Annotated in this window: 16 protein-coding genes; 10 read left to right on the plus strand and 6 right to left on the minus strand. The window is 63.9% G+C overall.

Annotated elements, in window-relative coordinates:
- The first annotated feature begins 100 nt into the window (after positions 1 to 100).
- The 8 genes from AC56DV_RS04810 (at position 101) to rng (ending at position 7,201) form a co-directional block, all read left to right on the plus strand.
- Positions 101 to 826: a YebC/PmpR family DNA-binding transcriptional regulator gene (locus AC56DV_RS04810; protein WP_496313169.1), complete on the plus strand. Its 726-nt coding sequence runs from the start codon at positions 101 to 103 to the stop codon at positions 824 to 826.
- Positions 827 to 893: 67 nt separating this feature from the next.
- Complete coding sequence (gene purD / locus AC56DV_RS04815; RefSeq protein WP_496313170.1) at positions 894 to 2,162, plus strand: phosphoribosylamine--glycine ligase; 1,269 nt, start codon at positions 894 to 896, stop codon at positions 2,160 to 2,162.
- A gap of 80 nt (positions 2,163 to 2,242) precedes the next feature.
- Positions 2,243 to 3,154: an oxygen-dependent coproporphyrinogen oxidase gene (hemF, locus tag AC56DV_RS04820; protein ID WP_496313171.1), complete on the plus strand. Its 912-nt coding sequence runs from the start codon at positions 2,243 to 2,245 to the stop codon at positions 3,152 to 3,154.
- A 23-nt stretch (positions 3,155 to 3,177) separates the two neighbouring features.
- Positions 3,178 to 3,840 carry a nicotinate-nucleotide adenylyltransferase gene (locus AC56DV_RS04825; RefSeq protein WP_496313172.1) on the plus strand — a complete coding sequence of 221 codons (663 nt, stop codon included), beginning with the start codon at positions 3,178 to 3,180 and terminating at the stop codon, positions 3,838 to 3,840.
- Positions 3,840 to 4,574: a ribosome silencing factor gene (rsfS, locus tag AC56DV_RS04830; protein ID WP_496313173.1), complete on the plus strand. Its 735-nt coding sequence runs from the start codon at positions 3,840 to 3,842 to the stop codon at positions 4,572 to 4,574. The genes AC56DV_RS04825 and rsfS overlap by 1 nt, the downstream gene beginning before the upstream one ends.
- 10 nt (positions 4,575 to 4,584) lie before the next feature.
- Positions 4,585 to 5,055, plus strand: coding sequence for a 23S rRNA (pseudouridine(1915)-N(3))-methyltransferase RlmH (gene rlmH, locus AC56DV_RS04835; protein ID WP_057154544.1), 471 nt, complete (start codon positions 4,585 to 4,587; stop codon positions 5,053 to 5,055).
- 18 nt (positions 5,056 to 5,073) lie between these two features.
- Positions 5,074 to 5,694 carry a Maf family protein gene (locus tag AC56DV_RS04840; RefSeq protein ID WP_496313174.1) on the plus strand — a complete coding sequence of 207 codons (621 nt, stop codon included), beginning with the start codon at positions 5,074 to 5,076 and terminating at the stop codon, positions 5,692 to 5,694.
- 43 nt (positions 5,695 to 5,737) lie between these two features.
- Positions 5,738 to 7,201, plus strand: coding sequence for a ribonuclease G (rng, locus tag AC56DV_RS04845; protein ID WP_496313175.1), 1,464 nt, complete (start codon positions 5,738 to 5,740; stop codon positions 7,199 to 7,201).
- Here the strand turns inward: rng and AC56DV_RS04850 are convergent.
- Positions 7,188 to 8,057 (minus strand): LysR family transcriptional regulator, encoded by an 870-nt coding sequence (locus AC56DV_RS04850; RefSeq protein WP_496313176.1) that lies wholly within the window; start codon positions 8,055 to 8,057, stop codon positions 7,188 to 7,190. The two genes, rng and AC56DV_RS04850, sit on opposite strands and share 14 nt — an antisense overlap.
- A 227-nt stretch (positions 8,058 to 8,284) precedes the next feature.
- On the opposite strand from AC56DV_RS04850, the gene AC56DV_RS04855 reads away from it, so the two are divergent.
- Positions 8,285 to 9,025, plus strand: a complete 741-nt coding sequence (locus tag AC56DV_RS04855) for an SDR family NAD(P)-dependent oxidoreductase (protein ID WP_496313177.1) — start codon at positions 8,285 to 8,287, stop codon at positions 9,023 to 9,025.
- A 54-nt stretch (positions 9,026 to 9,079) separates the two neighbouring features.
- Here the strand turns inward: AC56DV_RS04855 and AC56DV_RS04860 are convergent, their stop codons facing one another.
- The 5 genes from AC56DV_RS04860 to AC56DV_RS04880 all read right to left on the minus strand — a co-directional run bounded on the left by AC56DV_RS04860 (position 9,080) and on the right by AC56DV_RS04880 (position 12,247).
- Positions 9,080 to 9,730: a hydrolase gene (locus tag AC56DV_RS04860; RefSeq protein WP_496313178.1), complete on the minus strand. Its 651-nt coding sequence runs from the start codon at positions 9,728 to 9,730 to the stop codon at positions 9,080 to 9,082.
- A 167-nt stretch (positions 9,731 to 9,897) separates the two neighbouring features.
- Positions 9,898 to 10,800, minus strand: a complete 903-nt coding sequence (locus tag AC56DV_RS04865; RefSeq protein WP_496313179.1) for a LysR family transcriptional regulator — start codon at positions 10,798 to 10,800, stop codon at positions 9,898 to 9,900.
- Between the two features lie 19 nt (positions 10,801 to 10,819).
- Entirely contained in the window at positions 10,820 to 11,068 is a 249-nt protein-coding gene (locus AC56DV_RS04870) for a response regulator transcription factor (RefSeq protein WP_496313180.1), read from the minus strand.
- A 13-nt stretch (positions 11,069 to 11,081) separates the two neighbouring features.
- On the minus strand, positions 11,082 to 11,816 hold the full coding sequence (locus AC56DV_RS04875) for a nuclear transport factor 2 family protein (RefSeq protein WP_496313181.1): 735 nt from the start codon (positions 11,814 to 11,816) through the stop codon (positions 11,082 to 11,084).
- 59 nt (positions 11,817 to 11,875) lie between these two features.
- Positions 11,876 to 12,247, minus strand: a complete 372-nt coding sequence (locus tag AC56DV_RS04880) for a nuclear transport factor 2 family protein (protein ID WP_496313182.1) — start codon at positions 12,245 to 12,247, stop codon at positions 11,876 to 11,878.
- Between the two features lie 172 nt (positions 12,248 to 12,419).
- Here AC56DV_RS04880 and AC56DV_RS04885 point away from each other — a divergent pair, with 172 nt between their 5' ends.
- Entirely contained in the window at positions 12,420 to 13,310 is an 891-nt protein-coding gene (locus AC56DV_RS04885) for a helix-turn-helix domain-containing protein (protein ID WP_496313183.1), read from the plus strand.
- The last annotated feature ends 291 nt before the right edge of the window (positions 13,311 to 13,601 follow it).

Consider the following 13,601-nt stretch of genomic DNA (forward strand, 5'->3'; position numbering starts at 1 on the left):
ATGACCCGGCGAGCCACGAAGGCCACTCCGGCGGCGGATGAAAAGTGACCTTATGCTAAAATACCGGCCTCACTGGCATACCGTCGAAGGAAGATTGAACATGGCTGGACACAGCAAATGGGCCAATATCAAGCATAAAAAGGCCGCAACGGACGCGAAACGCGGCAAGATCTGGACGCGCCTGATCAAGGAGATCACCGTGGCGGCGCGCATGGGCGGCGGCGACATCAACACCAACCCGCGCCTGCGCCTGGCGGTGGACAAGGCGGCCGACGCCAATATGCCGAAGGATAACGTGCAGCGCGCCATCACGCGCGGCACCGGCGGCGAAGACGGCGCCAATTACGAGGAAGTGCGCTACGAGGGCTACGGCATCGGCGGCGCGGCCATCATCGTCGACTGCATGACCGACAACCGCGTGCGCACCGTGGCCGAAGTACGCCACGCCTTCAACAAATACGGCGGCAACATGGGCACCGAGGGCTCGGTGGCCTTCATGTTCAAGCATTGCGGCCAGTTCCTGTTCGCGCCCGGCGTGGACGAGGACAAGCTGATGGAAGCGGCGCTGGAAGCCGGCGCCGAGGACGTGGTCGCCGACGAGGAAGGCGGCTTCGAAGTCATCTGCGGCCCGCACGATTTCTCCGCCGTCAAGGACGCGCTGGAAGCGGCCGGCTTCAAGGCCGAAGTGGCCGAGATCATCATGAAGCCCGCCACCGAGACCGTGTTCACCGGCGACGACGCGGCCAAGATGCAAAAGCTGCTCGACGCGCTGGAGAACCTGGACGACGTGCAGGAAGTCTATTCCAACGCCCTGATCGAAGACTGATCGCGGCCCCGGTATTTCCCAGGCGGCCGCAGGGCCGCTCTCCCAGTTTTACATTCGGAACGGTCCTATGAAAATTTTGGTAGTCGGCTCTGGCGGCCGCGAACACGCCCTGGCCTGGAAACTGGCCCAATCGGAACGCGTGCAGATGGTGTACGTTGCGCCCGGCAACGGCGGCACCGCGCTGGACGCGCGCCTGCAAAACATCAACATCACCGATCTGCACGAGCTGGCCGCGTTCTGCGAGAACGAGCATATCGCGCTGACCGTGGTCGGCCCTGAAACGCCTCTGGCCGGCGGCATCGTCAACCTGTTCCGCGCGCGCGGCCTGAAGGTGTTCGGCCCGACCCGCGAAGCGGCCCAGCTGGAATCGTCGAAGGACTTCGCCAAGGCCTTCATGCAGCGCCACGGCATCCCCACCGCCGAGTACCAGACCTTCTCGGACGTGCAGCAGGCCCACGCCTACATCGACGCCAAGGGCGCGCCCATCGTCATCAAGGCCGACGGCCTGGCCGCCGGCAAGGGCGTGGTGGTGGCCATGTCGCTGGAAGAAGCGCACCAGGCGGTCGACCACATGCTGGCCGACAACCGCTTCGGCGACGCCGGCGCGCGCATCGTGATCGAGGAATTCCTGGCCGGCGAGGAAGCGTCCTTCATCGTCATGTGCGACGGCAAAAACATCCTGCCGCTGGCCACCTCGCAGGACCACAAGCGCCTGCAGGACGCCGACCAGGGCCCCAACACCGGCGGCATGGGCGCCTATTCGCCGGCCCCCATCGTGACCCCGGCCATGCACGCCCGCGTGATGCGCGAGATCATCAACCCGACCATCGCCGGCATGCACAAGGACGGCATCCCGTTCACCGGCTTCCTGTACGCGGGCCTGATGATCGACGCGGCCGGCAATCCGAAGACGCTGGAATTCAACTGCCGCATGGGCGACCCGGAAACCCAGCCCATCATGTCGCGCCTGAAGACCGACCTGCTGACGGTGATGGAACACGCCGTCAACGGCACGCTGGACGCGGTGGAACTGGAATGGGACCGCCGCACCGCCGTGGGCGTGGTGCTGGCCGCCGCCGGCTATCCGGACAGCCCGGTCAAGGGCGACATCATCGACGGCATCCCGGCCGAGACGCCGGAAGCGGTGACCTTCCACGCCGGCACCACCCACGTGGACGGCAAGCTGGTCACCAACGGCGGCCGCGTATTGTGCGTGGTGGGCCTGGGCGACAGCATCAAGATGGCGCAGAAGCAGGCTTACGAAGCGGTGGACAAGATCCACTTCGACGGCATGCAGTACCGCAGCGACATCGGCTGGCGCGGCCTGAAGCACTAAGGCTGCCGGCACGGCGAAAGGGGGCGCAACGCCCCCTTTCTGTTACAATCCTCCCCTTCCACTTTTTTTCCCACCGTACGATGTCGTCTTCGCCCTCCCCTGCCGCCGTCAAGGACTATCTGCTCGATCTGCAGAACCGCATCGTGCAGGCGCTGGAACAGCTGGACGGCGTGCCCTTCCTGCGCGACGCGTGGGACCGCCCGGAAGGCGGCGGCGGCATTTCGCGCCTGGTGGAAGAAGGCAATGTCCTGGAACGCGGCGGCTGCAATTTCTCGCACGTGATGGGCGCGGCCCTGCCGCCGTCCGCCGCCGCGGCCCGCCCGGAACTGGGCGGGCGCGCGTGGGAAGCCGCCGGCGTGTCGCTGGTGCTGCATCCGCGCAATCCGTACGCGCCCACGGTGCACATGAACGTGCGCTTTTTCAGCACCACGGCGGCCGACGGCACGCCGGTGTGGTGGTTCGGCGGCGGCATGGACCTGACGCCCTACTACGGCTTCGAGGAGGACGCGCGCCATTTCCACCGCACCTGCGCCGACGCCCTGGCGCCGTACGGCGACGAGCTGCACCCGCGCTTCAAGCGCTGGTGCGACGAGTATTTTTACCTGAAACACCGCAAGGAAGCGCGCGGCGTGGGCGGCATCTTCTTCGATGACTTCAACGCCGCCGGTTTCGAGCAAAGCTTCGCCATGGTGCGCAGCGTGGGCGACGCTTTCCTGGCCGCCTACCTGCCGCTGCTGGAGCGCCGCAAGGACACCCCGTACGGTGAACGCGAGCGCGACTTCCAGGCTTACCGGCGCGGCCGCTACGTCGAATTCAATCTTGTGTTCGACCGCGGCACGCTGTTCGGCCTGCAGTCCGGCGGGCGCACCGAAGCCATCCTGATGTCGATGCCGCCGATCGTGAAATGGCGCTACGACTGGCATCCCGAGCCCGGTTCGCCGGAAGCGGCGCTGTACACCGACTTCCTGCCGCACCGCGACTGGCTGGCGTAGTGCGCAACAGCGTGCCAGAGGCCATGCAGCCCGTCCCGGCCCGCCGCATCGCCCTGCTGGGAGGCACATTCGATCCGGTCCATGAAGGCCACGTCGCGCTGGCGGCGCATTTCATGCGCTTGCTGCAGGCCGACGAGCTGGTGGTCATGCCGGCGCTGCCGTGGCAGAAGGCGGCGCTCAAGGCCACGCCGGCGCAGCGCGCCGAGATGGTGGAACTGGCCTTCGCCGGCCAGCCCTTCCCGGTGACGGTGGACCGGCGCGAGCTGGAACGCGGCCAGCCGACCTACACGGTGGACACGCTGCGCGAGCTGCGCGCCGAACTGGGGCCGCGGGCGTCCATCGCTTTCCTGATGGGCGCCGACCAGCTGCAGCGGCTGGACACCTGGCATGACTGGCAGGCGCTGTTCGGGCTGGCCCACCTGTGCGTGGCGGCCCGCCCCGGCTTCCGGCTGGACGCCCTGCCGCTGGCAGTGGCACAAGAATTCGCACGGCGCGCGGCTGCGCCGGAGCAGATAGGAAAATCGCCGTCTGGACTGACGTGCATGGCGCCCGACCTGGCGCTGGATATATCAGCCACCGGCATTCGTGCGGCATTACAACGCGGAAATGGGCGAGTCTCGCCAGCCTTACTTATTCCGCCGGTGGTGCTAGACTATATTGAACAACATAATCTTTACAAAGAATAATGGATATTAAAAAACTGCAAACCCTCGTCGTGGACGCCCTGGAAGATGTCAAAGGCCAGGAAATCGCGCTGTTCGACACCACCCACCTGACCAGCCTGTTCGACCGCATCGCCATCGTGTCCGGCACCTCGAACCGCCAGACCAAGGCGCTGGCCGCCTCGGTGCGCGACAAGGTGAAGGCCGCCGGCGGCGACGTCATCGGCATGGAAGGCGAGGACACCGGCGAATGGGTGCTGGTCGACCTGGGCGACATGATCGTCCACATCATGCAGGCGCCGATCCGGGCTTACTACCGCCTGGAAGAGATCTGGGGCGACAAGCCGGTGAAACTGGGCGCGGCCAAGCGCAAGTCCACCACCGAGGGCGCCGAAGCGGCCGCGCCGAAGAAAGTGTCGGGCCACCTGGCCGCCGGCAAGACCGAGAAAGCCGCCGAGCCAGTCATCGAGAAGAAGACCCCGGCCGCGCGCAAACCCGGCGTGACCAAGGCCAAGCCGAAAGCGGCCGCCGCCGACGACGCCGTGGCCAAGAAGCCGCGCAAGAAAGCCGCCGCGCCGGCGATCGACCCGTCCATCCCGGAAGGCAAGAAGATCAAAGTGGGCGCCACCAAGTCGCTGACCGCGTCGACCAAGGCCAACCGCGAAGAGAAGGCCAAGGTCGCCTCCAAGCTGAAGGCAGCGGCAGAAGCGCCGGCCAAGACCGTCATCAAGCGCCTGAAAAAAGCCGCTGCAGAGTAAGGCGGGGGAAGTGCAGCTGATTATCGCCGCGGTCGGCCACAAGATGCCGGCCTGGATCGAGTCCGGCTTCGCCGAGTACACCAAGCGCATGCCGCCCGAGCTGCGCATCGTGCTCAAGGAGATCAAGCCGGTGGAGCGCTCCGGCAGCAAGACCGCCGCCACCGCGATGGCGCTCGAACGCGAGCGCATCGAGGCGGCGCTGCCGAAGTCGGTGCGCATCATCGCGCTCGACGAACGCGGCAAGGACTTGACCAGCGTGGGCCTGTCCCAGCAGCTGGAGCTGTGGCAGCAGGACGGGCGCGACACGGCCTTCCTGATCGGCGGCGCCGACGGGCTGGACCCGGCGCTGAAGGCGAAAGCCGAAGGCCTGATCCGCATTTCCAGCATGACGCTGCCGCACGGGATGGTGCGCGTGATGCTGGCCGAGCAGTTGTACCGCGCGTGGACCATCACGCAGAACCATCCATATCATCGCGTCTAGAACGATGAAGGCATAACCATGAAACCGATCGACAAGAAGATCTACCTCGCTTCCAAGAGCCCGCGCCGGCGCGAACTGCTGCGCCAGATCGGCGTCGATTTCGAACTGCTGCTGCTGCGCAGCGACGGCCCGCGCGGCGCCGACGTCACCGAAGAGGTGCTGCCCGGCGAGCAGGCCTACGACTACGTGGGCCGCGTGGCGGCCGAGAAGGCGGCCTTCGCGTGGAACCTGGTGCAGCGCCGCCACATGGTGCAGCGCCCGGTGCTGGCGGCCGATACCACCGTCACGCTGGACGGCGCCATCCTCGGCAAGCCGGCCAACAACGCCGAAGCGGTGGCCATGCTGGCGCAGCTGTCCGGCCGCACCCACCAGGTCATGACGGCCATCGCCGTGCACCACCACAAGCTGGCGCTGCAGGTCACGCAAGTGTCCGAAGTGCGCTTCGGCCAGCTCTCGCCCGCCTCCATCCAGGCCTATTGCGCCACCCAGGAACCGTACGACAAGGCCGGCGGCTACGGCATCCAGGGCCTCGCCTCGCTGTTCGTCGAGCATATCGAAGGCAGCCATTCGGGCATCATGGGCCTGCCGCTGTACGAAACGGCGCAATTGCTGCGCCAGGCAGGTTTGCCGTTGCCTTGATACCGGGTATGATCTTTGTTCAGAACAAAAGCGGCAACACTATATGAACGAAGACATCCTCATCAACATCACCCCGCAGGAAACCCGGGTCGCCCTGATACTGCAGGGCGCCGTGCAGGAACTGCATATCGAGCGCACGCTCACGCGCGGCCTGGCGGGCAACGTCTATTCGGGCAAGGTGGTGCGGGTGCTGCCGGGCATGCAGTCCGCCTTCATCGACATCGGCCTGGAACGGGCCGCCTTCCTGCACGTGGCCGACATCTGGGAAGCCCGCCCGCACGACGGCCAGAACGCCGCCCCCACCCCGATCGAGAAGATCCTGTTCGACGGCCAGGTGCTGACGGTGCAGGTGATCAAGGACCCGATCGGCACCAAGGGCGCGCGCCTGTCGACCCAGATCTCCATCGCCGGCCGCATGCTGGTCTATCTGCCGCAGGACAACCACATCGGCGTGTCGCAGAAAATCGAAAAGGAAGCCGAGCGCGAAGCGCTGCGCACGCGCCTGCAGGCGCTGCTGCCGGCCGAGGAAAAAGGCGGCTACATCGTGCGCACCCAGGCCGAGGACGCCTCCGACTCCGACCTGGCGGCCGACGTCGACTACCTGCGCAAGACCTGGGGCGCCATCTGCCACGGCGCGCGCACGCTGCCGGCCACCAGCCTGCTGCACCAGGACTTGAACCTGGCCCAGCGCGTGCTGCGCGACTTCGTGCACGACGAGACGGCCACCATCCAGGTGGACTCGCGCGAGAACTACATCGCGCTGACCGAATTCGGCAAGACCTACACCCCCAGCGTGCTGCCGCGCCTGCAGCACTACACCGGCGAGCGGCCGCTGTTCGACCTGTACGGCGTGGAGGAAGAGATCCTGCGCGCGCTGGGCCGGCGCGTGGACCTGAAGTCCGGCGGCTACCTGATCGTCGACCAGACCGAGGCCATGACCACCATCGACGTCAACACCGGCGGCTTCGTGGGCGGGCGCAACTTCGCCGACACCATCTTCAAGACCAACCTGGAGGCGGCGCACGCGATCGCGCGCCAGTTGCGGCTGCGCAACCTGGGCGGCATCATCATCCTCGACTTCATCGACATGGAAAACGCGGAGCACCGCGCGGCGGTGCTGCTGGAGCTGAAAAAGACGCTGGCGCGCGACCGCACCAAGGTGTCGGTGAGCGGCTTCTCGGCGCTGGGGCTGGTGGAGATGACGCGCAAGCGCACCCGCGAGTCGCTGGCCCACATCCTGTGCGAGCCGTGCCCGGCCTGCGCCGGCAAAGGCCAGGTCAAGACCTCGCGCACCATCTGCTACGAGATCCTGCGCGAACTGCTGCGCGAAGCCAAGCAGTTCAACCCGCGCGAATTCCGCATCCTGGCCTCGCAGGAGGTGGTGGACCTGTTCCTGGAAGAGGAATCCCAGCACCTGGCCATGCTGGGCGACTTCATCGGCAAGAAAATCTCGCTGCAGGTGGAGAACTCCTACCACCAGGAGCAGTACGACGTCATCCTGATGTAAAACGCGCAATCAACATGTCGGTCAACACGCGGATTTTGCGAATTGAATTTTGATTCGGTGGCCGAACGACATAGATTCCCGCCGGCTTCGGTGGATACCGCGCCATTACCGGCACCAGCGCGCCGGATAAGATATGCTCGCTAATCAGGCTGTCATCCAGGTATCCCAGGCCTAGCCCCGCGAGGGCGGCCGCCAGCAGTGCGGCAGGATGGTCGGCTTTGAAGCTGCCCTGGGGATGCACGGTGACCGTTTTCTCGCCGTCCAGGAATCTCCAGCTTTCCGAGCCCTGCATCAGCGACTGATGCCTGGGAAAATCCTCCGGCGTTTCAGGCGCACCGTGCGCCTTGACATATTCCGGACTCGCCACGAGCTTGCCGTGGATGCTTCCGACGCGCCTTGCGATCAGGTTGGAACTCTGGAGATGGCCGGTTCGAATCGCACAGTCATAACCTTCGCCAACCAAATCGACGTTGCGGTCACTGTAGGAAGTGTGAATCCGCAGCAGGGGATGGCGCCGCGCCATGTCCGCGAGCACGGGAGCAAAGTGTGTCGGGCCGACCGAGACCGGCGCAGCGATCCGGAAGCGGCCGCGCAGGTCACCGCTTGGCAGCACGGTTTCCCTCGCCGCGTCGATTTCAGCCAGTATCCGCGCAGCATGCTCCCGGAAGGCCCTTCCCGCTTCGGTCAACGCGGCGCCACGGGTTGTCCTCGCCAGAAGCTGCACGCCAAGTTCGGTTTCAAGCCTCAAAAGCCTGCGGCTGACGATGGATTTCGCAACGCCCAAGCGCCGCGCGGCGCCGGATACGCCGCCCGCGCTGGCGACTTCGACAAAGCACTCGAAATCTTCGATGTTCAATTTGGATTTCCTCTACTCGCTACTCTGCGTAGCTAAATTCCAGTCTGGCGTCGCTATTCCAGAAAGACAACACGGCGACGGATCGCACCAGGCGTTCCTGTTTTTACGACACAGCTTGTGGCGTGCCGGCACTACCCGGTTGAGCAACCCGCCCCGAGAATGGTGGGGATTACCCATCCTTGGGCGCTTGAGCCCAACCACTTGGCAACAACAGAAAGGACCAACAAATGATTGATCTTCAAGGCAAGCGCGCATTGGTGACGGGAGGCTCGCGCGGCATAGGCGCGGCCATCGCGTTGGCGCTGGCGGAGAACGGCGCGGACGTCGCATTCACTTACCAGCGCGCCGCCGACAGGGCCGGACAAACCGCCGCAGCCATCGAGAACACGGGGCGGCGCGCGGCCGCGATCCAGGCCGACAGCGCCGACCCGGACGCCATCGCGCGCGCCGTCGGCGAAGCCGTCGCGGCCCTCGGCGGCATCGACATTCTCGTCAACAGCGCAGCGATCGGCCTCCAGGGCCTGATCGCGGACATCGACGTGCAGCACTATCAGGCCCTCATGGATGTCAACGTGCGCGCCCCCGTGCTGTTTGCCAAGGCGGTCATCCCCCATCTCGCCGAAGGCGGACGCATCATCTCGATCGGCTCAGGCCTGGGCGAGCGGGTTCCGTTCCCGGGCGTGACGGCCTACGCCATGTCGAAAGCGGCGCTGGTTTCCTTCACCCGCGGACTTTCACGCGAACTCGGCCCCAGGGGCATTACCGTGAATCTGGTGCAGCCCGGATCGACCGATACCGACGCCAACCCGGCGACCGCAGAGGGCGCCGATTTCCAGCGGAGCATGACATCGTTGGGCCGTTTCGCAGAGCCGCGCGAAATCGCGAACGCAGTCGTGTTCCTTGCCAGTCCCGCCGCCAGCGTGATCACAGGCGCCGTCCTGACCGCCGACGGCGGCGCAATTGCCTGATACCGGCCGCGCGCCGCCGATTGGCGGCGCCGGAATTCAACGCCCGTTCAACATTCAGGCATTGGCAGGAACAGGCGTGTTGAGGAGCTGCTGCTCCCACAGGTAGGCAATGCCGCTACCGCCGCCATGCTGTTTGATCACTTCGGTGATCGCAATTGCCGACTCCATCCGGGCCCAGTCGCGTTGCCATTCGGCGGCCACCGCCATCCACGTCATCACGTTCGCGCCGGCCGCGATCATGCGCTGGATAGCGACCTGATGGGCCTCGATGGAAACGGCGCCGGACGCATCGGTAACGACCGTGACGTCCCAGCCTTCGCCGAGTGCCTGGATCGCCGGCATCGCGACGCATACCTCGGTCCACAGCCCGGCAATAACCAGCTGCTTGCGGCCCGTCGCCTTGACCACGTCCACTACCTTAGGATCTTCCCAAGTATTAATGAGGGTACGGTCGATCACCTCTTGGCCAGGGAATACCTCCGTGATCTGGGGAAACAGCAGACCACCCCGGCTGGCGACGACGGTGGTCAGAATGGTGGGGACATTGAAGGCCTTGGCGGCCTTCGCCAGGCCCGCCGTATTGTTGATCACCATTTGCGGCTCGTGGCTGTTCACGTTCGCGAGTTGGTAAGGCTGATGATCGATCAACACGAGTACCGAGTCTTCAGGGCGAAGGAGAGAACTGAGGCCGTTACGATGGGTCATTGTTTTTCCTGTTTTGCTGAGGTGGGTGGGGATATTCTCCGGGCCATACACGAACCGCATGCCGCCAGAAGAGAGAGAATTATGCTGTTGCCCTATTTGACAAGGTAGTCCCGTTCTTCGACGAGCTGTATTGCACGAACAGGAACGCAGTGCAGCAGGCGCGCTCGTCAGCCAGCTGCCGAGCGCCCTCCTCCATTAGGCGAGGCTTTATCGAAATGCTCGATGAGCAGTTCGGTCAGGACCCGTATTTTCCTGGTTGTCCGTTGGCCTGGGGGCCGGACAACGTAAGCGCCAGCCGGCGGTATCGGATAACGCGGCATGACACGGACGAGAGCGCCCGATTCCAGGTGTTCGTGAACCAGGCCGGTAGGCAGATAACCTATCCCAAGCCCTGCCAACGCGGCGGCAACGAGCGCTGTGCCGTTGTCGGCCTTGAATCGTCCTTGCGGACGAACTGCAATGGCTTGCTCTCCATCCGTGAGTTGCCATGCTTCCGTGCCCTGCATCAGGGCCTGATGGGCGAGCAGCTCTGCCGGGGTGTCCGGCGCGCCGTGCGCTTCGATATACGCGGGACTCGCCACCACCGTTCCGTAAATCGGTCCGACATATCGTGCAACCAGGTTGGAGTCCTGGAGAAAGCCAAGCCGGATCGCGCAATCGTAACCGCCGGCGAGGAGATCGATGACATGATCGCTATAGCAGGTGTGAACGTGCAGCTGCGGGTGGCGCCGTGCCATTTCCGCGAGCACGGGGGCGAAGTAACTCGGGCCGAACGACAGCGGCGCTGCGATCCGCAACCGGCCGCGCAGGTCGCCGACAGGTGAAATGATCTCCCTGGCGAGGGCAATCTCACCGCACACTCGGGCTGCATAGTCCCGGAACGTGACACCTGCTTCAGTCAGCGCAGCACCGCGCGTGGTGCGCGACAGCAGTTGGGTGCCGAGGTCCGATTCCAGCCGGCCGAGCCGGCGGCTTACAACGGACTTGGACACGCCCAGCCGGAGCGCGGCCGGCGAAATTCCTCCCGCATCGGCAATTTCCACAAAAGTTTGCAGCTCCTCGATATCCACTTCAACGACTCCAGGTTAATCAAAGCTCAAGCAACCCGCGTTTCATCGCGATCATCACGGCTTCCGTTCTATTACTGGCGCCTAATTTGCTCGATGCATTTCTCAGATGCGCCTTGACGGTTTCTGCCGCTATCCCCAGCAATGCGCCAATTTCAGAATTGGTATGGCCCTGGGCCACGCACGCCAGCACTTCGACTTCACGGCCACTCAACTTGTCGATTACTTGCGCCTCGAACGGGCATGACCGTATATTTTCTTTACTCTGCATGACTGGACAAGGGTTAAGCGCGATGTGCGCCCTCGTCCGGATCAAACATCGCAACGCCGCCGGCGGCCATGGCCGGGAGTATTTCGTCCTGCAGCACATCCCAGTGCTCCGCGAGCCTGCCGCCCTCGATCCGGAACAGGTCGATGACCACCTGCGGTGCATCGGACCAGCCACGGATGCGGCCATGGATGGCAACGAAATCGCCTTCGGCCACGGTCAGGCCTGGCTCGTAATAAACGTCTTCCGACAGGGTGGCCACCAGGCCCCGCAACGCGTCGCGTCCCTGCGGGATATTGGGATTGTGTTGAATGTAGTCTGCCGCGTAAAACCGTTCCACCGCCGACGCATCCCGCCGCTGGAACAGCGAGATCATCGCCTCGTGCACCAGCGCTTTATTGTGCTGGGGACGATGGTCGGAGAGCCGGTCGATCGGCCGTGTGACCACGAATGTCCCGCTCATACGCAGGAAATCGCCGTTGCTCAAGGTCGCGTGCGAGTGGATCACGCCGCGGTCGTAGTCCTGCACATTGGTCACCGTTGCACCGTCCTGCTCTTGCCAACTGACCGCAAACAGGCTATTCCCGAGTGGTACCACTTTGATGTCGACCAGTTCGGTCCGCGCAAACGGCCCTTCCTTGATCTGAAACTGCAATTGTGCTGCGGATAAGAGCTTCAAGCTCACCTGGAGGTTCGGGTAGCAGACATCTATTTCTAATCCAACAGGAAAACTTTCTAACGACAAGCGCATGGTTATTCCATAAAGTGTGGAGTGCGGCTGCCGCTGGTGCAGCGGCGCCGGGGAACGCTTCAGCCGTTGGGCTGGTCAAGAAAGACGTGGAGCGAGCGGATCTTTCCGCCGTCGATGCTGGCGACGTCCATGCCGGTCACCGCGGCCGGGCCACCCGCCGGGCCGCCCGCCCACTGCAGCCGTGCAAGTCCGTGATGGCCAAGCGCCGGCCCGGCCGCGCTGAACGAAAAATCCGCCGGCAAAGTGGCGTGAAGGTCGGCGACGGCCAGCGAAATCGCCTCATGGCCCCGCAACGACCGTTGCGGCTCATGCAGCTCCGCGTCGGCGTGGTAAAGCTCACGGATTGCTTGGAGGCGGCGCACCGGATCGCGTTCGCCGAACACGCGTGTGAGGTTCGCTTGCATTACCGAGCTATCGATATCTGAGGACATGGAGGTTTTCCCGAAAGTGAATCGCTAAACCAAAACGATAGCAACGCGGTGAGGTGGCAGCAATGTCCATTCCTGCGCTTGATAGTCCGATTTTGCTGTGTTGATGCGCCGCAGGTTTACGGCGGGCCGATCCGGCGTAGAATGACCGCAAAGCCTCTCACTCCGACGACAGATGCAGGAAAATACCGATCATTCCCCCATGCCGCCTGCCTTGCCGGACCATGTTCTCAGCCTGGATTTTTCACAGCGGGCGTGGAATGGCGTGGAGCTCACTGTCACCAACTATTCCTGCGACGGCGAAGTACTTCATCGGTTGCCGCTGGAGGATCGCGCCCGTCTCAGCGTCGTCCTGGAGGAAGTGGGCGGGCCGTGCGAACCCCGGCTGCGCCCGAATCGCCCGTGCCCCATCGAGCATATGCCCAGGCATATCCTTTTCGCACCGGCCGGTCTGGAAATCTGGGGCTATACCAGACACGCCCGGCGGGTGGTTGACGCAACGCTGGCATTCGACTTCGCGACGTTGAGCGAACAACTCGCGATGTCCATAGATCCAAACCTGAGCGGCACTCCGCAATTGCGGTTTGCAAATAGCCGCATCGCGACTTTGGTCGAACTCCTGGCGCAGGCTATCGGCAATCCGGATCCGTCCATGCAACTGTACGGCGACGGGATCACGGTCGCCATCGCCTCGCAACTTTTTGTATCGCCGCAAACAGCTATGTCGTGCACAGGAGTCCTGGCGCCATGGCAACTGCGGCGCGTTGTCGACTACATGGAGAGCCAGCTTCCGCATCGCATTGAGCTGGAAACGCTGGCGCGATTGGTTAACTTGTCGCAAGCGCACTTCAGCCGTGCATTCAAGGCATCAACGGGCCTGGCCCCCTATCAATGGCAGCTTGACGCGCGCATCCGAAGGGCCAAGTTTTCACTCGTGAATTCGGATGCGACACTCAGCGAAGTGGCACTGGCAACCGGGTTCGCGGACACAGTGCATTTCGGACGAACATTCAGAAAGCTCGCCGGCACCACACCCGGCCTCTGGCGGCGCGAGCGAAAACGATAACGGCTTGACCGCCGAGCGTGCTTGCCGAAGGTGTCGTTCAAGGCGTCGACGAGCGCCGTTGGCGAGGGGTCATGCTGTCCTATCCGCTCTGTTGATTGAGCTCAAAGCCTCATCCCCGCAACGGAGCAAACTCATGTGAAGTTGTGCCTCTTCGTTTGGTGCAGAGGCACCAAATTCCACTACACTGAGTCCAAATGGCGCCAACATCGCGGCCCTCACCTTGTTAGCTGGACCAACTCGAAAAGTATCGGGTCATTTGGGGACGGCAAGTGTGGACCAGTGCGACGCGCT

The organism is Massilia sp. BGA-UO-ETr-WB1 (assembly GCF_059567845.1).